Consider the following 21,974-nt stretch of genomic DNA (forward strand, 5'->3'; position numbering starts at 1 on the left):
GGTCGGTTTTATCATTGTGCCGGCGCGAGGACCGGCGTTTCGGCATCTTCGGGAATGTCGGTGATCAGCATATGCCCCGGCCTGTGCGTGATGCAAAGCGGTGGCGCCGCAGCCTCGAGCGCGACCTGCGGGGTCACGCCACAGGCCCAGAACACCGGCACCTCGTCATCCGGCAACGGCGCCGGATCGCCCCAGTCAGGGCGGCCGATATCCGTGATGCCGATATCCACGGGGTTGCCGTGATGCACGGGCGCACCATGCGCCAGCGGATAGCGGCGCGCGATGCGCGTCACCTCGTCCAGGCGCGCAGGCGCGACGCTGCGCATGCTGACCACCATCCGGGATCGGAACGGCCCGGCGGGCACGCAGTCGATATTGGTGCGGAACATCGGCACGGTGGTGTCGTTCTCGACATGCCACAGCGGGATACCGGCCCGCATCAGCGCATGCTCGAAAGTAAACGAGCAACCCAGGGCGAAGGCCACCATGTCCGTGGTCCAGAAATCGCGGATATCGTCGGCGGTGCCGTCAAGTTGGCCATGCCGGTAGATGTTGTAGGCGGGCACTTCGCTGCGGATGTCGATATCGCGGCCAAGCGTGTGCATCATCGGATCGCCGGTATCCGACACGCCCACCAACGGACAGGGCTTGGGGTTGCGCTGGCAGAACCGCATGAAGTCGAGCGCGGATGCCGTCGGAAGGATCACGATATTGGCCTGAAGGTAGCCGACACCCAGCCCCGCGGTATGCCCGGCATAGCGCCCGGCGCGGATATCGGCGCGAAGGCTCGACAGGTCGGCGCGTCTCAAACGATCGAAATCCGTCATATCGGGCGACCTTTCGTCCTGGTGCATACTCACGGTGGCCGAGGCCGACTATAAAAGCAAATCGAATAATTTTTTCAGATCATATCAACTTCATTTATCGGCTTCCTGTTCACGATACGCCCTTGCAACCTCCTGCGCGGTGCGTGCCGTGACTTCGACGACGTGGCTGCGCGGCTCTGCCAACCATGACGCGGTAAAGCGCAGTGGCGGCGGCACCCAGCCGGGATCGAATTCGCGGATGCGGCCCTGCGCGATGAAATCCGCCCCCAGCGATCGTGGCAGCGCCGCGATGCCCAGATCGGCCTCGACCAGCCGGAAACAGGCCGACAGCGCGGATGACGGAAAGATCGACACGTCCGGGCCGACATGCTGGAACAGCAATTCGCGCAGCTCGCGATACGGTCGGGTGTTGCGTGCGTAACTCAGGACCGGGCGGCGGAAATATTTGGCTGGGTCGGCCTCGACGGGCGCGTCGGCGGCGACATACCACGCCAGATCGAACCCCGGCAGATCCGCGTTGTCAACGGACGGTTCCGATATCGGGCCAAGCAGGATCGCGAGATCGATCTCGCGATTGAGCAGTCGCGCACGCAGATCCAGCGAGATATCGACGTTGAACTCGATCTCAAGCCTTGGAAACGTGCTGTGCAGCCCGGCAATCAGGTCGGGCAGCCAGCTTTGCGCGATGGTTTCGGAGACGCCGATGCGCAGATGCCGCTCAAGCCCCTCGGGGTCGATGACGTCGGCCTCGATCATTTCCTGCAGGCGCTCGAACTTCTCGGCATGAAGCATCAGCCGCTCGCCCCGCTTGGTCAGGGTCATCCCGCGCGTCTCGCGGTCGAACAGCGTGCCCTGCAGACTGTCTTCGAGATTGCGGATGCGCGCGGTGACGGCGGGCTGCGTAAGGTTGAGGCTGACGGCCGCCTTGCGCACACCGCCGGTGCGGACGACGGCCAGAAACGTGCGCAGATGGGCGAGGTTCAGTTGGGTCATGCATCGGACCTTCCGGCGACCGGGGACAGGCGGATCATCACGGCACGGTAGACCGGAACGGGCGGGCCAGTCACCCCGCAACTGATCTGGCGACCGCGCGGCGCGGCCCGGTGCGAATGATCGGGTCGCAGGCCCCTCAACCGTTTTGCCAAGCATCCCGTGCGGCCGGCAAGGATCGGCTTGGCACCGTGACGACGCGGGCAGAGCTGCGCGCGCGCAGCTTGACAATGGCCACGCCGCACGCGACAGACGCGGCCATGATATTGACCCTTCTTCAGGTGGCCTTGGGCGGCGCGATCGGCGCATCCCTGCGCTTTGGCGTGAGCCTGTGGATGCTGCGCGGTCCCGCGCCGGGGTTTCCCTTGGGGGTTATGACGGTCAATGTCCTTGGTTCTTTCCTGATGGGGGTCGTGATGGTGCTGTCGGTACAACGCGGGATCGCGCACCTCAATCCGTTCCTGATGACCGGACTGCTTGGTGGCTTCACCACCTTTTCCACCTTCTCGCTGGAGGCGTTCACGCTGGTCGAGCGCGGGCAGGTGCTGGCGGCCGGGGCGTATGTGGGGCTCACCGTCGGCCTGTCGCTTGCGGCCTTCGCGCTTGCGGTCTGGCTGTCGCGCGGGGTGCTGGCATGAGCCGCGTTCAAACCCTGCAGGTCGCGACGGGCGACGGCGATCAGCGCCTCGACCGCTGGTTGCGACGGCAGTTTCCGCATCTGACGCAAGGCCAGATCGAGAAGATGTGCCGCAAGGGCGATCTGCGTGTCGAAGGCGGGCGGGTCAAATCCGCGACGCGCCTGGAAGAGGGGCAGAGCGTGCGCATCCCACCGCTGCCCGATCCGGGCACCAAGCCCACGCCCGAGGCCGCGCGGATCAGCGCCGCCGACGCGAAGATGATCCAGTCCTGCGTGATCTACCGCGACGATCACATCATCGCGCTGAACAAGCCGCCGGGCCTGCCGGTGCAGGGCGGCTCGAAACAGGTGCGGCATGTCGACGGGCTGGCCGAGGCGCTGCGCTTTGGGTCCGAGGCCAAGCCGCGGCTCGTGCACCGGCTGGACAAGGACACGTCGGGCGTGCTGATCCTTGCCCGCACACGCGAGGCCGCCAAGGGGCTGACGGCCGCATTCCGGCATCGCAACACGCGCAAGATCTACTGGGCCGCCGTGGCCGGGGCCCCGGTGCCGCGCATGGGCACGATCCGCTTTGGGCTGGTGAAGGCACCGGGGCATGGCGACAAGGGCGAAGGCGAGAAGATGCTGTGTCTGCACCCGCGCGAGATCGACGCAACCCCCGGCGCCAAGCCCGCCACCACCGATTACGCGACCGTCGAGAATGCCGGCGGGCGCGTTGCGTGGATGGCGCTGATCCCCGTGACCGGGCGCACCCACCAGCTGCGCGCGCATCTGGCCGAGATCGGGCATCCGATCATCGGCGACGGCAAGTACGGCGGGTCGGGGCAGGAGAACCTCGGCGATGGCTGGGGCGCGCAACTGGGCGGCGATGTCAGCCGCAAGCTGCACCTGCACGCCCGCACCCTGAAGATCGAGCATCCGGTGACGCGCGCGATGCTGCACCTGACCGCCCCCCTGCCCGAGCACATGGCGCGCACCTGGGACCTGTTTCAATGGCAGCCCTCCGAGGCCCCGGAGGACCCGCTCGAGGATATGACATGACCGCGCCCTTGCGCCTGATCATCTTCGACGTGGATGGCACGCTGGTGGACAGTCAGGGCGATATCCTTGCCGCGATGCGCAGCGCGTTCGCGCGCGCCGATCAGCCCGCCCCGACCCGCGAGACGATCCTAGGCATCGTGGGGCTGTCGCTCGACGTGGCGGTGCCGCGGCTGGCCCCCGATCTGACGCCGGATGTGCATGGGCGTATCGTCGGCTGGTACAAGGAGGCCTACACGGACCTGCGCGCGACATCGGGCGTGGCAGATTCTTCGCCGCTTTACCCGGACGCGCGCGCCACGCTCGATGCATTGCACGCGACACCCGAAACGCTGCTGGGGGTCGCCACCGGAAAATCCGCGCGCGGTCTCGACAAGCTGCTCGACGGGCACGATCTGCGGCGGCTTTTCGTCACACGGCAGGTGGCCGATCACCACCCGTCCAAACCGCACCCGTCGATGCTGCGGGCCGCGCTGTCCGAGACCGGCGTCGCGCCGGAAAACGCGGTGATGGTCGGCGACACGAGCTACGACATGGAGATGGCGCGCGCCGCGGGGATCGCCGGGATCGGTGTAAGCTGGGGCTACCACCGGCCCGACGCGCTGACCGCGGCGACCGCGATCGCACGGGATTTCGGCGACCTGGCCAGGCTGCTCGATGATATCAGGGGGATACCGGCATGAGCGAATGGGACGCGAAACGGTTCTGGACCGCAACCGATACCGCCGAGGCCGCCGGCGGCTACACCGTGCATCTGGACGGGCGTCCCGTGCGCACCCCGTCCAAGGCGCCGCTGATCCTGCCGACGCGCGCGCTTGCCGATGCGATCGCCGAGGAATGGGACGCACAGGACGGCAAGATCGTCCCCACGAGCATGCCGGTCACCCGCGCCGCCAATGCCGCCATCGACAAGGTTGCCCATCAGCATGCCGACGTGGCGCGGATGCTGGCCGATTATGGCGACACGGATCTGCTCTGCTACCGGGCCGACAGCCCCGCAGAGCTGGCAGCACGGCAGGCCGACGCCTGGGACCCGCTGCTCGATTGGGCCGAATCGGCACTTTCGGCGCGGTTGCGCCCGTTCACGGGCGTTATGCCGCATCCACAGGACCCCGACAGCCTCGCGCGGCTGCACCGCGAGGTCGAAACGCTCGATTTCTGGGCACTGACGGCGTTTCACGATCTTGTCGGTCTCAGCGGCTCGCTGATCATCGGTTTTGCCGCGATCCGCGACGTGCATCCGGCGCGAACGCTTTGGCAGGTGTCGCGGATCGACGAAACATGGCAACAGGAGCAATGGGGTAGCGACGAGGACGCCGAAAAGGTCGCGCGCAGAAAAGAAAATGACTTCATCAACGCAAAGCGCTTTTTCGATCTGTCGCGCACCTGACACTGGCACGCCGATTGTGTCGTCCCGCACGGCCGGCACCGGCCCGTGTTTCTGAACAAAGACTTGACGTTTCATGATGAATCCACACAAACTTGCAGTCACTGACCGGGGCTTTGGTCCCGAAAGCAGTGTGCAAGCGGCCTCGCGCAGGCCGAACGAACTGCCCTGCAAACGGGCGGACAATCAGGAAGAGGTAAACATGAAACGATCCGTATTTATGGGCGCGCTGACGCTCGCAGGCGTGACCGCCGGGGCATCCGCCGCGGCCACGCTGGACGACGTGAAGGCGCGCGGCGAGCTGAACTGCGGCGTGACCACCGGTCTCGTCGGGTTCGCGGCGCCGAATGCGAACGGTGTCTGGGAAGGCTTCGACGTGGCCTTGTGCCGGGCCGTCGCCGCCGCCGTTCTGGGCGACCAGGAGGCGATCTCGTTCGTCCCGACCACCGGCAAGACCCGCTTCACGGCGCTGTCGTCGGGCGAGGTGGACATGCTGGCGCGCAACACGACCTGGACGTTCTCGCGCGACAACGACCTGAATTTCGAGTTCACCGGCATCAACTACTATGACGGCCAGGGCTTCATGGTTCCCAAGGCGCTTGGCGTGACATCGGCGCTGGAACTCGACGGGGCCACGGTCTGCATCCAGACCGGCACCACGACCGAGCTGAACCTCGCGGATTTCTTCCGCAAGAACGACATGGACTACGAGCCGGTCCCGATCGAAACCAATGCCGAGGGCCAGCAGCAATACCTGGCCGGCGCCTGTGACGCCTACACCACCGACACGTCCGGTCTGGCCGCGACCCGCGCGGCGTTCGAGAACCCGACCGATCACGTGATCCTGCCCGAGGTCGTCTCCAAGGAACCGCTCGGCCCGCTGGTGCGCCACGGTGACAACGAGTGGGGCGATATCGTCCGCTGGACGCTCAACGCGCTGATCGCTGCCGAAGAGTACGGCATCACCAGCGCGAATGTCGAGGAAATGGCCTCGTCCACGACGGACAGCCCTGAAATCAACCGCATTCTCGGCACCGAGGGCGACCTTGGCGACATGATCGGTCTGGAAAAGGACTGGGCCGTCAAGGCCATCTCGGCCGGCGGCAACTATGGCGAGATCTTCGAGCGTCATATCGGTGAGAACACGCCCGTTGGTCTGGCGCGCGGCCTGAACGCGCAGTGGACCGAAGGCGGCCTTCTCTACGCACCGCCTTTCCGGTAAAACCGGGATCTTCGAGGGGCGCGGCATTTGTCGCGCCCCTCTTGCCTTTACGTTTCCAAAAAAAACCGACCCAGGACATGCGTGTCGCCAATAACGGGTCGAACAACAGGGAATTCTCGGATGACAACGGCAACCGACCCTCCGAAGGAGTCGTTCCATCTCTCGCAGCTGGTCTACGACACCCGGTACCGGTCCTACACATTCCAGTTCATCGCGCTGATGCTGCTGATCGCGCTGATGGCCTATCTTGGCGGGAACCTCGTACGAAATCTGGCCGATCAGGGGCAGAACATCGCGTTCGGCTTCCTCACCGAACCCGCAGGCTACGACATCAACCAGCGTCCCATCGAGTATGACAGCCAGTCGACCCATCTGCGCGCGTCTTTCGTCGGGGTCCTCAACACGCTGATCGTCGCGTTCCTCGGCTGCGTCACCGCGACGATCCTCGGGGTCGTGGCGGGGATATTGCGGATCTCGCCCAACTGGCTGGTGCGCAAGCTGATGGCCGGCTATGTCGAGGCGTTCCGCAACGTGCCCGTGCTGATCTGGATCCTGATCATCTTCACGATCATGACCGCGGTGATGCCCCCGCCCAGCGCGTTCCGGGGGGATGATTCCCCGTCGAGCATGCTGTTCGGGGCCTTCGCATTCACCAATCGCGGCGTCTACCTGCCCGCGCCGATCTGGGGACCGGGATCATTGGTGCTGGGGCTGACATTCGTCGCGTCGATCTTCGGCGCGATCTATTACCGCCGCTACGCCACCAAGCTTCTCTACGACACCGGCAAGCTGCTGCCGATGGGGTGGCCGGCGCTGACGATCCTGCTTGTGCCCTCGATCCTCATGTACTTCATCCTTGGCCGGCCCATAACCTTCGATTACCCGGCACTCGCCGGATTCAATTTCCAGGGGGGCATTCATGTCCGCGGGTCGCTGATTGCGCTGTGGCTGGCGCTGGCGGTCTATACCGGGGCGTTCATCGCCGAGAACGTGCGCGCCGGCATCCAGGCGGTCGATCGCGGCCAGACCGAGGCCGCGGCGTCGCTCGGCCTGCGGCCGCGCCGGATCATGAACCTCGTGATCCTGCCGCAGGCGCTGCGCATCATCATTCCGCCGCTGATCTCGCAATACCTGAACCTGACCAAGAACTCGTCGCTGGCCATCGCCGTGGGCTACATGGACGTAACCGGTACGCTTGGGGGGATCACCCTCAACCAGACCGGGCGCGCGATCGAATGCGTGCTGCTTCTGATGCTGTTCTATCTCGCGATCAGCCTTGGCATCTCGGCGATCATGAACGTCTACAACAACTCCATCAAGCTGAAGGAGCGTTGAGCCATGCCGCACACTGACCCCTCTTTCGTGCGTCGGCACATGCTGCCCGAGGCCCCTCCGCCGACCGCCGAGACCGGAATCGTCAAATGGCTGCGCGAGAACCTGTTTTCCTCGCCTGCCAATTCGCTGCTGACCGTCGTGTCGATCTACGTGGTCTACCAGATCGTCGTCGCGTCTGCGCCGTGGGTGCTCAACGGGATCTGGGTCAGCCCCAGCCTGTCGGCCTGCCGCGAAATCCTCGACGGCGAGGTGGGCGCCTGTTTCGCGGTGCTGACCGAGCGGTGGAACCAGCTTCTGTTCGGCTTCAAGTATCCCGAGGAGCTGTACTGGAGACCCGGCCTCGCCTTCATCCTGCTGTTCGTGTGCGCGGCACCGCTTCTGTTCTTCAAGTTCATTCCCAGCAAGTTCCTGGTCCTGACCGGCCTCTATCCGTTCGTCGCCTACTGGCTGATCTGGGGCGGCACGATCATGATCCCGGTTTTCGCCCTTCTGGGCGCCCTGCTCGGGGCGTATGTCTACAAGAAGACCGTCTTCGCCAGTGCGGGGATGGCGGTCATCGCCGGCTTTGCGGCGGCACTGATCTTCTGGATCCTGTCGGGATATGTGACCGGGCCCATGGCCGACGTGCTGGCGCTTGAACCCGTGGAGTCGCGGGATCTGGGCGGGTTCATGATCAACCTCATGCTCGGCGTCGTGTGCATTTCGCTGTCGGTGCCGTTCGGCATCCTGCTGGCCCTCGGGCGGCAATCCAGCATGCCGATCATCAAGTGGATCTGCGTGATCTTCATCGAATTCATCCGGGGCGTGCCCCTGATCACGCTGCTGTTCGTCGCCAACGTGGTGCTGGCCTACTTCCTGCCGCCGGGGTCGAATTTCGACCTGATCCTGCGGGTGATCATCATGATCACGATGTTCGCCTCGGCCTATATCGCCGAGGTGATCCGGGGCGGGCTGGCCGCGCTGCCGAAGGGACAGTACGAGGCTGCCGACAGCCTCGGGCTGGATTACGCGCAATCGATGCAGTTCATCATCCTGCCGCAAGCGCTCAAGATCTCGATCCCCGGCATCGTCAACGTCGCGGTGGGGCTGTTCAAGGACACGACGCTGGTCTCGGTGATCTCGATGTTCGACATCGTCGGCATGATCCGTGGCCCGATCCTTGCGTCGTCGGAATGGAACGGCGTCTACTGGGAGCTGTTCGGCTTTGCGGCGCTGCTGTTCTTCGTCACCTGCTACGGCATTTCGCAATATTCGCAATGGCTGGAGCGCCAGCTTCAGACCGATCATCATTGAGGAGGGTCAAGACCCATGGCCGCTGTCACCAAACCCGAAGTGTCCGACGAGGTTGCCGTCGAGATCACCAAGATGAACAAGTGGTTCGGCACCTTCCACGTGCTGCGCGACATTGACCTGACCGTGTATCAGGGCGAACGCATCGTCATCGCAGGGCCCTCCGGTTCCGGAAAGTCGACGCTCATCCGGTGCATCAACGCGCTGGAGGAGCACCAGAAAGGCTCGATCACCGTGGACGGGACGCTACTGTCCAACGACGTCAAGAACATCGACCGGATCCGGTCGGAGGTCGGGATGGTGTTCCAGCATTTCAACCTGTTCCCGCATCTGACGATCCTCGAGAACTGCACCCTGGCGCCGATCTGGGTGCGCAAGACGCCCAAGCGCGAGGCCGAGGACACGGCGATGCATTTCCTGACCAAGGTGAAGATCCCCGAGCAGGCCCACAAATATCCCGGCCAGCTGTCCGGCGGGCAACAGCAGCGTGTGGCGATCGCGCGCAGCCTGTGCATGAAGCCGCGGATCATGCTGTTCGACGAGCCGACCTCGGCGCTCGATCCCGAGATGATCTCGGAGGTGCTCGACACGATGATCGAACTGGCCGAGGAAGGCATGACGATGTGCTGCGTCACGCACGAGATGGGCTTTGCGCGCAAGGTCGCCAACCGTGTGATCTTCATGGACGAGGGCCAGATCGTCGAGCAGAACGAGCCCGAGGAGTTCTTCAACAACCCCAAGTCCGACCGGACCAAGCTGTTCCTCAGCCAGATCCTGGGCAACTGACCGCAGGGCGGGGGCGCTGCCCCCGTCGCCCTGACGGGCGACTCCCCCGGAGTATTTGGGGAAAGATGAAGAGGCGGCCCGGCGGGTCGCCTTTTTTCCTGTCAGGCCCAAGCCGTCTGGCGGGCGCGCAGGGCGTGGATGGCGCGGCGCAGGTCGTCGGGGACAGGACCCTCGCGCGGGGTGTCGCGCAGCGTGTCGATCAGCGCGTCGGGCGGCAGGATCGGACGACGCGACCATGCCAAGGCGGCAAGGACCGCGCGGGCGGGCTCGGTCAGGCGGTCGGGAATCTCGTATCCTGCGAGCGTCGCCCAGACACCCGACCAGAGCCGCGCCACCGTCCACGGGTTGTAGCCGCCGCCGCCCAGCACCAGCAGCCGCGGGCTGAGCGCGCGCAGCGCCGCCACGCTGTCCCAATGGGAATTGTTCGAGAGCGCCAGCCGCGACAGCGGGTCCTCGGTTACCGCATCGGCGCCACATTGCAGGATGAGGGCCTGGGGGCGCATCGCCTGCACGGCTGGCAGGATCACCTCGTGCAGCGCCATCCGGAAGCCGCTGTCGTTGGTGCCGCGGGGCAGCGGCAGGTTGATCGCCGAGCCGCCGGCGTCATCCTCGAGCGCGCCGGTGAAGGGCCAGCGGTTCGCCTCGTGCGTGGAGATCATCAGCACGCGCGGGTCGCCATGACACGCCGCCGCGACCCCGTCGCAGTGATGCGCGTCGATATCGACATAGGCGATGCGCGTCAGGCCCTGGGCAAGAAAGGCGTGGATCGCCAGCACCGGGTCGTTGAGATAGCAGAAGCCGCCCGCCCGGTCGGCCATGCCATGATGCGTGCCGCCGCCGGGATTGTAGACGACGCCGCCGTCGGCCAGCAGGTTGGCCGCCATCAGCGAGCCGCCAGCGGCGGTGGCGGGACGGCGGAACATCTCGGGGAAGACGGGGTTGGACAGCGTGCCGAGATGGTGGCGATCGCGGATCTCGGGCGTGACAGCGCCGGCATCTTCGGCGCGCTGGAGTGCCGCGATATAGGCCGGCGTGTGCCATGTGGTCAACGCCTGCGGCTTGGCGCGCGGGCTGTTGATGTAGCGATCCGGCGGCAACCAGCCCATGGCGCGGCAGAGGTCGATCACGGTGGGCACCCGCGGGATCGACAGCGGGTGATGCGCCCCGTAGGACGATCCGCGATAGATGTTGGAGCCGATGAAGACGGGGGGTTGCATCGCCGCCTAGCCGAGATCGTGCGGCGTGACGAAGCTGCGCACCGTCCCGGTGCCGGGAACGAGGTCAGACCAGTCGTCGATGTCAAACCGCGCGACCAGGGTGGCGCCGGTGGGATAATCCGCGAAACGGTCATGCGCGGGGGGCGTCGCGACCAGAGTGCGGGCAAAATCGCAGATGCCGGGATTGTGGCCGATCATCAGGATGCGGTTGCCGCGCGCCTTGCGCAGGACACCAAGCATCTCCGCAGGCTCGGCAAGGTAGAGACTGTCCTGCAGGTCAGGGGCCAATGCCAGGCCGAGCCGGTCGCAGGTTTCGCGGGTGCGTATCGAGGTCGAGCAGAGGATCTGGTCGGGCGCAAGGTCTTCGTCGCGCATCCAGTGACCGAGCGCCGTCGCCGCCCGCCGCCCGCGCCCGTTCAGCGGTCGGTCATGGTCGTCGAGGCCCGGCGTGCCCCACGAGGACTTGGCGTGGCGCATCAGGATCAGCTCTTTCATCCGAAATACCCCATGTGAAAGGCCGACTGCACCTCTGGCCGGGCGTGTGCTTGGCTGACTGGGCAGGCGCGGCGCACGGCGCAGCCACGGGCGCGGCAGTCATTGCCGGGTCGGTCGAGATCGGCGCGGCAGGCCGGCACGTCGTAGCCGTCGGGTGTCAACGCCGAAACCGGACAGGCGGCAACGCAGGGCTGACCCGCGCAACTGTCGCAGGGGCGCGTGCCGGGAGGCGGCAGATCGAGCCGCTCGGGCAGCGCGATTGCCCCGCGATAGGACACCATCAGCCCCGCCGTGTCATGCACCAGCAGCCCGACGGGCGAGGGCCAGGCGCGCCCGCTGCGCCGCGCCCAGTCGATGAAGGGTTGCCAGGGTGGACCCCCGAAGGGGAACAGCGCCGCGCCGCCGAGATCGCGCGCGGCCGCATCGATGACGCGGGCCGACCAGCGATCCATCGGGTCGGGCCGGGCGTCGCGATATTCCGGCTGGCTTTCGAAATGCGCCCAGAATTTCGGCCCGTCGGGGCCCAGAAGCACCAATGTCCGATACCCCGCCACCTCGTCGTCATCGAGATGCAGCGCGCCCATCACCGCAAGGCGGTGGGGCGTCACGCGGTCAGCTACGTGGTCGAGGTTCATATCCGGGGCATCCTTGGCATGTTAGGGCATCTAACGCGCCGCCGCGATATCACAAGGCTGCGGTCACGTCGCGCGGATGAGCGAGCCGGCGCCGTGTTCGGTGTAAAGTTCCAGCAGGGTGGCATTGGGCGCGCGCCCGTCGAGGATGACCACCGCGCGCACGCCGGCCTCGATCGCGGCAAGGGCCGTTTCCGTCTTGGGGATCATGCCGCCGGCGATCACGCCGTCGCGGGTCATCTCGCGGATCTGATCGGCTGTCAGTTCGGTGACCACCTGACCCGAGGTGTCGCGCACGCCGTCGATATCGGTCAGCAGCAGCAGGCGGTCGGCCTTGAGCGCGCCGGCCACGGCACCCGCGGCGGTGTCGCCGTTGATGTTGAACGTCTCGCCCGCCGGGCCGGCGCCCAAGGGCGCGATGACGGGGATCATGTTGGCATCGAACAGCGTGTGCAGGATCGTCGTGTCGATCTGCGTGGGCGCGCCAACGAGGCCAAGCTCGGGGCTGACCGGCGTGCAGGTGATAAGGCTTGCATCCTTGCCCGACAGGCCCACCGCGCGGCCGCCCTGCCCGCTGATCGCCTGCACGATACGCTTGTTGACGCGGCCCGACAGGACCATCTCGACCACGCTCATGGTGGCCTCGTCGGTGACGCGCTTGCCGTCGACGAATTGCGACGGGATCGCCAGCTTTTCCAGCATCTCGTTGATCATCGGGCCGCCGCCATGGACGATCACCGGATGCACGCCCACATGGCTCATCAGGACGACATCGCGGGCGAAGGTTTCCATCGCCGCGTCGCTGCCCATGGCGTGACCGCCCAGCTTTATCACGACGATAGCGCCGGTATAGCGCTGCAGGTAGGGCAGCGCCTCGGACAGCGTGCGGGCGGTGGCGATCCAGTCGCGGGTCATGTCTCGGGCCTTCATGGTGGTCTCCGGGTGGCTCATGCCCTGTTAGCGGTTGCGCCCGCTGCTGCCAAGCCTCGTTGCGCCCGCGCCCTCGGGTCGCCGCCGCACCTGGTTCAGTGCAGGCGGCGTCCGGTCTGCGGGTCGAAGAGGTGCAGGTTATCCGCGGCAACGCCGAGGCCGAGTGTTTCGCCCTTGGCAGGCAGCGTATCGCCGGTCAGGCTTGCGATCATCTCGACCTCGTTGCCTGGCACCTCGCCATGCACATTGGCCGACGCGCCCAGATGTTCGACGACCCGGACCTTCATCCGCAACGGCCCGTCGGTCTCGGGGTGCAGATGTTCAGGGCGAATGCCGATGGTGACCGCGCCGTGCCGCACGCCCGATGGCGCCTGCACCACACCCGCCGGTGTGACGAGGCCCATCTCGTCGATCTGACCCGGCATAAGGTTCATCGGCGGCGAACCGATGAATTCCGCCACAAAGACCGAGGCGGGCCGATTGTAGACATCGATCGGCGTGCCAACCTGTTCGACCGCGCCATCGTTGAGCACGACAAGCTGATCGGCCAGCGTCATCGCCTCCATCTGGTCATGGGTGACGTAGATCGAGGTGGTGCCGAGGCGCTGTTGCAGATCACGGATCTCGACACGGGTCTTGAGGCGCAGCTTGGCGTCGAGGTTCGACAGCGGCTCGTCGAAGAGAAACGCCTGCGGCTGGCGCACGATGGCGCGGCCCATTGCCACGCGCTGGCGCTGACCGCCCGACAACTGGCCGGGTTTGCGGGTCAGGAACTGCGACAGGCCGAGGGTCGCTGCGGCCTCGTCGACCATCACCTTGATGTCACGCTTGGGCACGCCGCGATTCTTCAGCCCGTAGGCCATGTTGCCGTAGACCGTCATGTGCGGGTAGAGCGCGTAATTCTGGAACACCATCGCGATGTCGCGCTCGGCCGGTTCCAGGTCATTGACCACGCGCGCCCCGATCGAGACCGTGCCGTCGGTAATCGTCTCCAGCCCCGCCACCATGCGCAGCAGCGTGGACTTGCCACAGCCCGACGGGCCGACCAGCACGCAGAACTCGCCATCCGCTATGTCGAGAGAAATGCCGCGGATCGCCTCGACCCCGCCGGGATAGGTCTTGCGTACGTTGTCTATCAGGATGTTGGTCATCGGGTGCCTTACTTCTCAACTTCGACGAGGCCGCGCACGAAAAGCCGCTGCATGAACAGGATAACCGCGACCGGCGGCAGCAATGCGAGGATCGCGGTGGACATGATCAGGTGCCATTGCGGGGTTTCCTCGCCGGCATTGGCCATGCGCTGAATGCCCATGACAATGGTGTAATAGCTTTCATCCGTGGTCACCAGCAGCGGCCAGAGGTACTGGTTCCAGCCATAGATGAAAAGGATCACGAACAGCGCCGCGAGGTTTGTGCGCGACAGCGGCAGCAGGATATCGCGAAAGAACTTCATCGGTCCGGCGCCGTCGATGCGCGCGGCCTCGGTCAGCTGGTCGGGCACCGTCATGAAGAACTGACGGAACAGGAACGTGGCGGTCGCCGAGGCGATCAGCGGGATCGACAGCCCTGCATAGGAATTGAGCATGCCAAGCTGTGCCACGACCTCGAATGTCGGCAGGATGCGCACCTCGACCGGCAGCATCAGGGTGACGAAGATCGTCCAGAAGGCCAGCATGCGGAAGGGAAACTTGAAATACACCACCGCGAACGCCGACAGCAGCGAAATGGCGATCTTGCCGATGGTGATCGACAGCGCCATGATCGTCGAGTTCATCAGCATTATCCACAGGGGCGGCGCGCCGGCGGTCGAGATCCCCTCGCCGAGCACCAGCGAATAGTTCCGGATCATCTCGGCCCCCGGCAGCAAGGGCAGGCCGGTGGCGACCTCGGACGCGGTATGGGTCGAGGCCACGAAAGCCAGGTAGATAGGAAAGACGAACATCGCCGCGCCGAAGATCAGGACCGCGTGCTGGATGAAGGTCAGGAAGGGGCGTCGTTCGACCATCAGTATTCGACCTTGCGTTCGATATAGCGGAACTGGATCGCCGTCAGGGCGATCACGAAGACCATCAGGATGACGGACTGCGCCGCCGAAGAGCCGAGGTTGAGCCCCTCGAACGCGTCGCGCCAGACCTTGTAGACGAGGATATTGGTGGCCTGCCCCGGACCGCCGCTGGTTGTGGCATGCACAACGCCGAAGGTTTCGAAGAAGGCGTAGACCACGTTGACGACAATCAGGAAGAACACCGTCGGCGACAAAAGCGGCAGCTGGATGGTGACGAAGCGCTTGACCGGGCCGGCACCGTCGATCGCCGCGGCCTCTGTCAGCGAGCGCGGGATCGCCTGCAACCCGGCGAGGAAGAACAGGAAATTGTAGCTGACCTGCCGCCAGACAGAGGCCACGACGATCAGCGTCATCGCGTCGCCACCATCGACGTAATGGTTCCAGTCATAGCCCAGACCGTCCAGCGCATATGCCGCGATGCCGATGGTGGGGTTGAAAAGGAACCACCACAGGACACCGGCCACGGCCGGCGCGACGGCGTAGGGCCAGATCAGCAGCGTGCGGTAGACCATCGCACGGCGGATCACACGGTCGGCCATGATCGCCATCACCAGCGCGATCGCCATCGAGAACCCGGCGACCATGGCGCTGAAGCCGATCGTGGTGACGAAGCTGTTGATGTAATCGCTGTCGGCGAACAGCCGCACAAAATTGGCCATGCCGACGAATTCTGTCTTCAGCCCGAAGGCGTCCTGCCGCAGCACGGATTGATACAGCGCCTGGCTGGCCGGCCAGATGAAAAAGATCAGCGTTATGACGATCTGCGGCGCGATCAGCGCGTAGGGCAGCCACTTGTGCCGGAAGGTGACGGTCTTGGTGCGCACGGGCGAGGCCTCGACGGTTGGTGTTCAATGATGCGCCGGCCCGGACGGGGTCGGGCCGGCGCTAGGCTTACGTCAGGGTCGCTCAGTTGTTGGCGGCCTCGAAATCGCGCAGCAGGGCGTTGCCGCGGGCGGCAGCGGCTTCGAGCGCGGTTTCGGCGCTCTGGTTGCCGGCCCACAGACCTTCCAGCTCTTCGTTGATAATGTCACGCACCTGCACGAAGTTGCCAAAGCGCAGCCCGCGCGAGTTCTCGGTCGGCTCGTTCAGCGACAGTTGCTTGATCGCCGTATCGGTGCCGGGCTCTTGCTCGTAGAAGCCCTGCTCCTGGCTGAGTTCGTAGGCGGCCGTGGTGATCGGCACATAGCCCGAGGACTGGTGCCAGTCGGCCTGCACCTCGGCCGAGCTGAGGTACTTGAAGAACGCCGCGACGCCGTCGTAATCCCCTGCGTCATGGCCTTCGAGCACCCACAGCGTGGCCCCGCCGATGATCGAGTTCTGCGGTGCCTCGGCCACGTCGGTGTTGAGCGGCAGCATCGCCTGACCGAACTCGAAATCGGCCTGCTCGCTGATCCCGGCATAGTAGGCCGAGGAATTCATCCACATCGCACATTCACCATTGGTGAACAGCGGCAGGCTGTCACCGCGGCGACCGCCATACTGGAAGGTGCCGTCTTCCTGGCTGTCGGCGATGCGCTGCAGCAGCGCGGTCAGATCCGCGCTCTCGTCGAAGACGAATTCGGTGTCGAGCCCGGCAAAGCCGTTCTGCTGCGTGCCGATGGGCTGGTCGTGCCAGGCGAGATAGTTCTCGATCATCACCCAGGACTGCCAGCCGAAGGAGAACGCGCAGTCATGGCCGTTGGCCTGCAGCGCATCGGCGGCCGCGAACATCTCGTCCCAGGTCTGCGGCACGTCCTCGATTCCGGCGGCATCCAGCAGATCGCGGTTGTACCACAGCACCGGCGTGGACGAATTGAACGGCAGCGACAGCATGTCACCTTCGGTCGTGGTGTAGTAGGACTTCACCGCGGGGATATAGGCATCGTTGTTCCAGTCGATATCGGCGTTCTCCATCACGCCCTGCACCCGCTTGATGGCCCCCTCGGCGGACATCATCGTGGCGGTGCCGACCTCGAAGACCTGCACGACATGCGGCTGCTCGCCGGCGCGGAAGGCGGCGATGGCGGCGGTCATGTTCTCGGTGTAGTTGCCCTTGTAGGTGGGAACGACGGTGTACTCGTCCTGCCGGTCGTTGAAGTCGCTCGCGATTTCTTCGACCTTCTGTCCGAGGGCCCCGCCCATGGCATGCCAGAACTGGATCTCGGTCTGGGCCGTCGCACCGGACCCGATCAGGGCCAGCGCGCCGGTCATCGCGGTAAGAGTATGTTTGGGTGTCATCGCGTTTTCTCCGCAGGTTGAGTGAGATGAGCATGACGATCCGTCGACCGTGCCGATGGTCCGCCTCTCGGGTTGTCAAAAGTCACCACGGCCGCATATTTGCAAATGAAGAATTTGTAACATGCGGCGGCGGTTGCAGTGGCAAATCGGAACACGATCCATCCCTCCCCGACGGATCGCGATTTGGGTTCCACCTGTTTCAGACGACCAGAACCGGCACCTCCGACAGGCCCGTGACCTTGTGCGACACGCTGCCCAGCAGGTAGCCTTCCATCGACCCCATGCCGCGACTGCCGATCACGATCAGGTCGTGCTTGTGCTCCTTGGCGAACTTGACGATCGTGCGCGACGTGGGCCCGGACTTGACGAAGGCGCGCACGTCTTCAAAGCCTTTTTCGATGGCGTGCGACTTGGCGTATTCCGCGACTTCCGTGGCATGTGCGGACATGATGTCGTCAAGATTGCCGGGATCGGTCGGGCGTACCATCGACAGGGACGCCTCCAGCATCGAATGGTGCCGGTAGACCGTGAGTATGGTCAGATTCGCCCCGGTCAGGCGGGCCATCTCCATCGCCTTGTCCAGCGCGATTTCCGCGTTCGGAGAGCCGTCATACGGCACCAGGATCGATTTGAACATGTCGTTCTCCCCGTTACTTGTCGAAGGCCAGATCGCGCAGGAACAGGGCGATCTGCGGGAAGTAGATCAGCGCCACGGCCACCGCAAGCAGTATGACGATGAAGGGCGGCGTGCCGCGAATGACCTCCCAGTAGGGCCGCTTGAAGACCGCGATGGCGGTGAAGATATCGCAGCCGAAGGGTGGCGTGGCCGACCCGATGGCGACCTGCAGCGTGATGATCGTGCCCACCAGCACCGGGTCCAGCCCGACCGCGTCCACCACCGGCGCGAAAATCGGCACCATCACGAGGATCACCACGATCGGATCGACGAACATGCAGCCGATGAAGAACGCGATCGAGATCACGAAGAGCACGCCGATCTGGCCCATCTGGTCGATGCCGATGCCGCTGAGGATCTCCTGCGGGATCTGCGCGAACGAGATCACCCACGAGAACGCCGCGCCGACGCCGACGAGGATGAACACCACCGCGGTGATCAGGCCGGTCGATTTCGCCGTGTCGTAGACCCCCGAAAGGTCCAGTGACCGGAACACGAGCACTTCGAGGATGAGGGCATACAGCACGCAGGCCGCGGCGGCCTCTGTCGGGCTGAAGATGCCGCCATAGATCCCGCCGATGATGATCGCCGGAAAGCCCAGCGGCCAGAGCGCGCTGCGCATCGCAAGCGCGCGTTCGGCCCAAGTGTACTTGTCTTCGGTGGGCACGTTGTTGCGCACCGCGTAGACCCACGAATAGAACGAGAACAGCACGAGGATCAGCAGCCCCGGCCCAATGCCGGCGATGAACAGTTCCGCGATCGAGGTGCCAGAGACGACGCCGTAGATGATCATCCCGATCGAGGGCGGGATGAGAAAGGCGATGTCGGCGGAATTGATGATCAGCGCGAGGATGAAGCTGTCCTTGTACCCGGCCTTCTGCATGCGCGGGCGCAGCGGCGAGCCGATGGCGACCACCGTCGCCTGCGTCGAGCCCGAAACCGCGCCGAACATCGTGCAGGCCGCCGCGGTCGACACCGCCAGCCCGCCCTTGAGATGCCCCACGAAGGCCATCACCAGATCAATCAGCCGCCCGGCGGATTGCCCGCGCGTCATGATGTCGGCGGCGAAGATGAACATCGGCACTGCGATCAGCGAGGCGGGCCGGATGCCCGCCATGATCTGCTGGATCATCGTCTCCATCTGACCCATGCCGCCGAACATCGTGTAGAAGCCCACGAAAGAGGCCACGATCAGCGGAATCATCATCGGAAAGCCCAGCAAGAGCAGCACGATCATGATCGAGAATATCGTCGCGGCCATCGCTCAGACCTCCATCTCGTTGTTGTCATACCCTTCGAGCACGGAGGTCGACAGGTAGGTATCCTTGGATATGATGTTCTTGATCGCGGTCAGCGCGTATTGCAGCCCGGTCATGAAGAACCCGACCGGCACCCAGACAAGGGTGATCCAGACCGGGATCTGCAGCGACGGCAACACCCGTCCGCGATCGGCCTGGGTCAGGATGAACTGGAAGGAATAATAGCACAGCCCGAACATGAATACCGCCGTCACCGAGGCGATGATGATCATCAGGATCTTGCGGCCCTTGGGGGGCAGCGCGTCGTAGATCGCCGACATGCGGATATGCCGGCCCTGCCGGGCGGCGTAGCTGATGCCGGCAAAGGTGATCAGGATGATGAGGATGCGGTTGAGCTCCTCGGAGAAGAACAGGCTGTTCTGGAACACGAAGCGGCCGACCACGTTGGCGACCGTATTCGCCGCCATCAGCAGCACGCCGACCGCCAGCATCACGCTCTCGATCCATGCGATGACGTTGTCGACCACACCCAACGGCCCGGGCAGGGTCGAGGCATAGGCGTCCGCCTTGGGGTTGGCACGCGGCTTGCGATCCGGCGCTGATCCGCCGTTCGGTTCAGGCTTGTCGCTCACGGCTGAGCCTCCCCTTGTTTTTTGTATGATGTCGTCTGGATCAAGGAGGGGGTGCGGCCCGCAATGCCGGCCGCACCCCCGCGAGGGGCCGGTCGTTACCCGGAAACTTCCTCGAGATCCTCTTTCATCTGGTCGAGGATCCGCTGGCCGCTTTCGCCGGTCATCTCGATGAACCGCTCTTCGACCTGCTTGCCGGCCTCGATGAACGGCTGCCGCTGCTCTTCGGTGAGGACATTCACCTCCATCGACGGCTTGGCCTCCTTGATCTTCTCGATGCTCTCTTCATGCAGGCCCTTCTGATACTCGATGATGTGATCGAAGGCGACGTCGATGGCATCCTGCACGACCTGCTGTTCCTCTTCCGAGAGGCCGTCATAGAAATCCTGGTTGGCCATCACCGCGGTGGTGAAGTTGTTGTGGCCCGCACAGGTGATGACCTCGGTCACCTCGTACATCTTGGTCGACTCGATGAAGAACATCGGGTTTTCCTGGCCCTGGATGATGCCGGTCTGAAGCGCGCCGTAAACCTCACCCCATGGCAGCGGGGTGGGGGTCGCACCGAACGCCTGATAGCTTTCGACCAGCAGCGGGTTGGTCATCACGCGCACCTTGACCTGATCCAGATCGGCCGGCGATGTCACCGGCTCTTGCGTGGTGATGCAGACCTCACCCTCGGGGAACATGGTCAGCAATTCCAGCCCTTGCTCTGCGTAGAGCTTGGGGAACATCTCGTTGATCGCCTCGGAGGTGCGGAAAAACTCGGCAAGGTCCTCGGTGTTCTGCGGCAACAGGTACGGCACGAAGAACACCTGTGCCTCGGGGATCAGCGATCCGGTGAAACCGGGGCTCTGATCGACGAATTGCAGGATGCCGGCCTGTGCCTGCTCCATCGTGTCAGCCGATTCACCCAACGTGCCATACGGGAACAGTTGAACGGTGTGATCGGTATTCGCCTCGACCTCTTCCTTGAACTTCTGGGCGAAAACGCCCTGCACCTCGTCGATCGCTTCCTCGAAGGCATAGCGCCACGTATCGGCGGTGGCCGCCGTCGCGCTCAACGCCACCACGCTCGTGGCGGCGACCGCGGCAAATGTATGTCTTGCAGATTTCAGCATTGCATTCTCCCTGAGTTTTTATTGCATTTATTAAAGCTTATCCAAACGGCCTGACATGTCAACACGGCTGATTTTTCGGAAATTGCCGCGAAAACGGCCATCACGGCAGGCCGCCCCTTGCCAGAGCGCGTCTGCGGCAGCCGGCCGGAACCATGACTTCTTTTCAGCAGCATGCAGTGCGGAACGGGGCGCCATGGCGCGGTGCGGCACGGCCGCACCGACCAGGCGTCACAGGCCCGGATCCGGACCCGCGCGACGCGTCATCCGTAGATCGCCGTCTGCGCGGATTCGCCGTCTTTCACACTGCCGCGATACATACCTGCACAATTAAAAGGCATGACGATGGTGCCATCACGATCGATCGCGATCAGCCCGCCAGACCCTTCATGCGCGGCCAGATCGACCTGCACCACGTATTCCGCGGCCTCGGGCAGCGATTGACCGGCAAGCCGCATCCGCGCGTCGATCTCGTGCGCCGCAACCCGTCGGATGAACGCCTCGCCGTCGCCGGTGGCCGAGATCGCGCAGGTGGCGTTGTCGGCAAACGTGCCCGCCCCGACGATCGGGCTGTCACCGACGCGCCCCGCACGCTTGGCGGTCATGCCCCCCGTCGAGGTGGCGGCGGCAAGATTGCCGGCGCGATCGCGCGCCACCGCGCCCACGGTCCCGTGACGCCGCGAGGGATCGTCATCGAGCGTGCCCTCGGCCTGCATGCGCAGCGTTTCCTGAAGGCTGTCCCACCGTTCCTGCGTAAAAAAATAGGCGTCGTCCTCGAAGGCGAGGCCGGCATCGCGCGCGACCGTCAGCGCGCCCTCGCCGATCATCATCACGTGGTCGGTGTGCTCCATCACGGCGCGGGCCAGATGCACCGGGTTGCGCGGGCCGCAAATGCCTGCCACCGCCCCGGCGCGACGGCCCTGCCCGTCGACGATCGCCGCATCCATTTCGTGTGTGCCGGCATGCGTAAAGACAGCGCCACGCCCGGCATTGAACAGCGGCTCGTCCTCGAGCGCGGTCACGGCCGCCGTCACCGCGTCGAGCGCCGCGCCGTCCGCCGACAGCACCGCCTCGCCGGCCTGCAGAACCCGCGCGAGGGCCGCCTGATAGGCCGCCTCACGCGCGGGGGTCATGTCCGCCGGGGGCAACACCCCGGCACCGCCGTGAATGGCGAGTGCGAAACCTGTCGTCATTCCTGTTATCCTTTCGAGATTGTCAAACACGTCC

General features: G+C 64.8%; 23 protein-coding genes. 8 read left to right on the top strand and 15 right to left on the bottom strand.

Annotation, left to right across the window (positions count from 1 at the left end):
- Window positions 1-11 precede the first annotated feature (11 nt).
- Window positions 12-827 carry a putative hydro-lyase gene (locus ACROSR_RS08890; protein ID WP_432684158.1) on the bottom strand — a complete coding sequence of 272 codons (816 nt, stop codon included), beginning with the start codon at window positions 825-827 and terminating at the stop codon, window positions 12-14.
- A 90-nt stretch (window positions 828-917) separates the two neighbouring features.
- On the bottom strand, window positions 918-1,820 hold the full coding sequence (locus tag ACROSR_RS08895) for a LysR family transcriptional regulator (RefSeq protein WP_432684160.1): 903 nt from the start codon (window positions 1,818-1,820) through the stop codon (window positions 918-920).
- A 257-nt stretch (window positions 1,821-2,077) separates the two neighbouring features.
- Here ACROSR_RS08895 and crcB point away from each other — a divergent pair, with 257 nt between their 5' ends.
- The 8 genes from crcB to ACROSR_RS08935 all read left to right on the top strand — a co-directional run bounded on the left by crcB (window position 2,078) and on the right by ACROSR_RS08935 (window position 9,512).
- The gene (crcB, locus tag ACROSR_RS08900) at window positions 2,078-2,455 is read left to right on the top strand and encodes a fluoride efflux transporter CrcB (RefSeq protein WP_432684162.1); all 378 of its coding nucleotides are present in this window, start codon (window positions 2,078-2,080) and stop codon (window positions 2,453-2,455) included.
- Complete coding sequence (locus tag ACROSR_RS08905) at window positions 2,452-3,495, top strand: RluA family pseudouridine synthase (protein ID WP_432684164.1); 1,044 nt, start codon at window positions 2,452-2,454, stop codon at window positions 3,493-3,495. The genes crcB and ACROSR_RS08905 overlap by 4 nt, the downstream gene beginning before the upstream one ends.
- Window positions 3,492-4,175 (top strand): HAD-IA family hydrolase, encoded by a 684-nt coding sequence (locus ACROSR_RS08910; RefSeq protein WP_432684166.1) that lies wholly within the window; start codon window positions 3,492-3,494, stop codon window positions 4,173-4,175. Before ACROSR_RS08905 ends, ACROSR_RS08910 begins: the two co-directional genes overlap by 4 nt.
- Window positions 4,172-4,882, top strand: coding sequence for an ATP12 family chaperone protein (locus ACROSR_RS08915; protein ID WP_432684168.1), 711 nt, complete (start codon window positions 4,172-4,174; stop codon window positions 4,880-4,882). The genes ACROSR_RS08910 and ACROSR_RS08915 overlap by 4 nt, the downstream gene beginning before the upstream one ends.
- Before the next feature lie 199 nt (window positions 4,883-5,081).
- The gene (locus ACROSR_RS08920) at window positions 5,082-6,101 is read left to right on the top strand and encodes an amino acid ABC transporter substrate-binding protein (RefSeq protein ID WP_432684169.1); all 1,020 of its coding nucleotides are present in this window, start codon (window positions 5,082-5,084) and stop codon (window positions 6,099-6,101) included.
- 120 nt (window positions 6,102-6,221) lie between these two features.
- Complete coding sequence (locus tag ACROSR_RS08925; RefSeq protein WP_432684171.1) at window positions 6,222-7,436, top strand: amino acid ABC transporter permease; 1,215 nt, start codon at window positions 6,222-6,224, stop codon at window positions 7,434-7,436.
- A 3-nt stretch (window positions 7,437-7,439) separates the two neighbouring features.
- Window positions 7,440-8,729, top strand: a complete 1,290-nt coding sequence (locus ACROSR_RS08930) for an amino acid ABC transporter permease (protein ID WP_432684173.1) — start codon at window positions 7,440-7,442, stop codon at window positions 8,727-8,729.
- Between the two features lie 15 nt (window positions 8,730-8,744).
- On the top strand, window positions 8,745-9,512 hold the full coding sequence (locus ACROSR_RS08935; protein WP_432684175.1) for an amino acid ABC transporter ATP-binding protein: 768 nt from the start codon (window positions 8,745-8,747) through the stop codon (window positions 9,510-9,512).
- A gap of 101 nt (window positions 9,513-9,613) precedes the next feature.
- On the opposite strand, the gene ACROSR_RS08940 is transcribed toward ACROSR_RS08935, so the two are convergent.
- The 13 genes from ACROSR_RS08940 to ACROSR_RS09000 all read right to left on the bottom strand — a co-directional run bounded on the left by ACROSR_RS08940 (window position 9,614) and on the right by ACROSR_RS09000 (window position 21,940).
- A complete protein-coding gene (locus ACROSR_RS08940) occupies window positions 9,614-10,729 on the bottom strand; it encodes an acetoin utilization protein AcuC (protein ID WP_432684177.1) in 1,116 nt (371 codons plus the stop codon).
- A 6-nt stretch (window positions 10,730-10,735) separates the two neighbouring features.
- The gene (locus tag ACROSR_RS08945) at window positions 10,736-11,224 is read right to left on the bottom strand and encodes a SixA phosphatase family protein (RefSeq protein WP_432684179.1); all 489 of its coding nucleotides are present in this window, start codon (window positions 11,222-11,224) and stop codon (window positions 10,736-10,738) included.
- The gene (locus tag ACROSR_RS08950; protein WP_432684181.1) at window positions 11,221-11,859 is read right to left on the bottom strand and encodes a ferredoxin; all 639 of its coding nucleotides are present in this window, start codon (window positions 11,857-11,859) and stop codon (window positions 11,221-11,223) included. The genes ACROSR_RS08945 and ACROSR_RS08950 overlap by 4 nt, the downstream gene beginning before the upstream one ends.
- A gap of 63 nt (window positions 11,860-11,922) precedes the next feature.
- On the bottom strand, window positions 11,923-12,786 hold the full coding sequence (argB, locus tag ACROSR_RS08955) for an acetylglutamate kinase (RefSeq protein ID WP_432684322.1): 864 nt from the start codon (window positions 12,784-12,786) through the stop codon (window positions 11,923-11,925).
- A gap of 95 nt (window positions 12,787-12,881) precedes the next feature.
- A complete protein-coding gene (locus ACROSR_RS08960; protein ID WP_432684183.1) occupies window positions 12,882-13,937 on the bottom strand; it encodes a sn-glycerol-3-phosphate import ATP-binding protein UgpC in 1,056 nt (351 codons plus the stop codon).
- Between the two features lie 8 nt (window positions 13,938-13,945).
- The gene (ugpE, locus tag ACROSR_RS08965) at window positions 13,946-14,791 is read right to left on the bottom strand and encodes a sn-glycerol-3-phosphate ABC transporter permease UgpE (protein WP_432684185.1); all 846 of its coding nucleotides are present in this window, start codon (window positions 14,789-14,791) and stop codon (window positions 13,946-13,948) included.
- Complete coding sequence (gene ugpA / locus ACROSR_RS08970; protein ID WP_432684187.1) at window positions 14,791-15,675, bottom strand: sn-glycerol-3-phosphate ABC transporter permease UgpA; 885 nt, start codon at window positions 15,673-15,675, stop codon at window positions 14,791-14,793. Before ugpA ends, ugpE begins: the two co-directional genes overlap by 1 nt.
- An 82-nt stretch (window positions 15,676-15,757) precedes the next feature.
- On the bottom strand, window positions 15,758-17,068 hold the full coding sequence (ugpB, locus tag ACROSR_RS08975) for a sn-glycerol-3-phosphate ABC transporter substrate-binding protein UgpB (protein WP_432684189.1): 1,311 nt from the start codon (window positions 17,066-17,068) through the stop codon (window positions 15,758-15,760).
- 199 nt (window positions 17,069-17,267) lie between these two features.
- Window positions 17,268-17,705 carry a universal stress protein gene (locus tag ACROSR_RS08980; RefSeq protein WP_432684191.1) on the bottom strand — a complete coding sequence of 146 codons (438 nt, stop codon included), beginning with the start codon at window positions 17,703-17,705 and terminating at the stop codon, window positions 17,268-17,270.
- A gap of 13 nt (window positions 17,706-17,718) precedes the next feature.
- On the bottom strand, window positions 17,719-19,005 hold the full coding sequence (locus tag ACROSR_RS08985; RefSeq protein ID WP_432684193.1) for a TRAP transporter large permease: 1,287 nt from the start codon (window positions 19,003-19,005) through the stop codon (window positions 17,719-17,721).
- A 3-nt stretch (window positions 19,006-19,008) separates the two neighbouring features.
- Entirely contained in the window at window positions 19,009-19,548 is a 540-nt protein-coding gene (locus tag ACROSR_RS08990; protein WP_432684324.1) for a TRAP transporter small permease, read from the bottom strand.
- Window positions 19,549-19,730: 182 nt separating this feature from the next.
- Window positions 19,731-20,750, bottom strand: a complete 1,020-nt coding sequence (locus ACROSR_RS08995; RefSeq protein WP_432684195.1) for a TRAP transporter substrate-binding protein — start codon at window positions 20,748-20,750, stop codon at window positions 19,731-19,733.
- A gap of 260 nt (window positions 20,751-21,010) precedes the next feature.
- Entirely contained in the window at window positions 21,011-21,940 is a 930-nt protein-coding gene (locus ACROSR_RS09000; protein WP_432684197.1) for an isoaspartyl peptidase/L-asparaginase family protein, read from the bottom strand.
- Window positions 21,941-21,974: the final 34 nt, after the last annotated feature.

This window comes from Roseovarius tibetensis (assembly GCF_050896375.1).
Lineage (GTDB): Bacteria > Pseudomonadota > Alphaproteobacteria > Rhodobacterales > Rhodobacteraceae > Roseovarius > Roseovarius tibetensis.

Bases quoted from the DNA above. Each gene is read 5' to 3' on its own strand.
- ACROSR_RS08940 (WP_432684177.1), bottom strand. From the start codon at position 10,729: ATGCAACCCCCCGTCTTCATCGGCTCCAACATCTATCGCGGATCGTCC.
- ACROSR_RS08935 (WP_432684175.1), top strand. From the start codon at position 8,745: ATGGCCGCTGTCACCAAACCCGAAGTGTCCGACGAGGTTGCCGTCGAG.
- ACROSR_RS08980 (WP_432684191.1), bottom strand. From the start codon at position 17,705: ATGTTCAAATCGATCCTGGTGCCGTATGACGGCTCTCCGAACGCGGAA.
- ACROSR_RS08915 (WP_432684168.1), top strand. From the start codon at position 4,172: ATGAGCGAATGGGACGCGAAACGGTTCTGGACCGCAACCGATACCGCC.
- ugpB (WP_432684189.1), bottom strand. From the start codon at position 17,068: ATGACACCCAAACATACTCTTACCGCGATGACCGGCGCGCTGGCCCTG.
- ACROSR_RS08910 (WP_432684166.1), top strand. From the start codon at position 3,492: ATGACCGCGCCCTTGCGCCTGATCATCTTCGACGTGGATGGCACGCTG.
- ACROSR_RS08890 (WP_432684158.1), bottom strand. From the start codon at position 827: ATGACGGATTTCGATCGTTTGAGACGCGCCGACCTGTCGAGCCTTCGC.
- crcB (WP_432684162.1), top strand. From the start codon at position 2,078: ATGATATTGACCCTTCTTCAGGTGGCCTTGGGCGGCGCGATCGGCGCA.
- ACROSR_RS08995 (WP_432684195.1), bottom strand. From the start codon at position 20,750: ATGCTGAAATCTGCAAGACATACATTTGCCGCGGTCGCCGCCACGAGC.
- ugpE (WP_432684185.1), bottom strand. From the start codon at position 14,791: ATGGTCGAACGACGCCCCTTCCTGACCTTCATCCAGCACGCGGTCCTG.
- ACROSR_RS08930 (WP_432684173.1), top strand. From the start codon at position 7,440: ATGCCGCACACTGACCCCTCTTTCGTGCGTCGGCACATGCTGCCCGAG.
- ACROSR_RS08985 (WP_432684193.1), bottom strand. From the start codon at position 19,005: ATGGCCGCGACGATATTCTCGATCATGATCGTGCTGCTCTTGCTGGGC.
- argB (WP_432684322.1), bottom strand. From the start codon at position 12,786: ATGAAGGCCCGAGACATGACCCGCGACTGGATCGCCACCGCCCGCACG.
- ACROSR_RS08920 (WP_432684169.1), top strand. From the start codon at position 5,082: ATGAAACGATCCGTATTTATGGGCGCGCTGACGCTCGCAGGCGTGACC.
- ACROSR_RS08895 (WP_432684160.1), bottom strand. From the start codon at position 1,820: ATGACCCAACTGAACCTCGCCCATCTGCGCACGTTTCTGGCCGTCGTC.
- ACROSR_RS08945 (WP_432684179.1), bottom strand. From the start codon at position 11,224: ATGAAAGAGCTGATCCTGATGCGCCACGCCAAGTCCTCGTGGGGCACG.
- ACROSR_RS08960 (WP_432684183.1), bottom strand. From the start codon at position 13,937: ATGACCAACATCCTGATAGACAACGTACGCAAGACCTATCCCGGCGGG.
- ACROSR_RS08950 (WP_432684181.1), bottom strand. From the start codon at position 11,859: ATGAACCTCGACCACGTAGCTGACCGCGTGACGCCCCACCGCCTTGCG.
- ACROSR_RS08925 (WP_432684171.1), top strand. From the start codon at position 6,222: ATGACAACGGCAACCGACCCTCCGAAGGAGTCGTTCCATCTCTCGCAG.
- ACROSR_RS09000 (WP_432684197.1), bottom strand. From the start codon at position 21,940: ATGACGACAGGTTTCGCACTCGCCATTCACGGCGGTGCCGGGGTGTTG.
- ACROSR_RS08905 (WP_432684164.1), top strand. From the start codon at position 2,452: ATGAGCCGCGTTCAAACCCTGCAGGTCGCGACGGGCGACGGCGATCAG.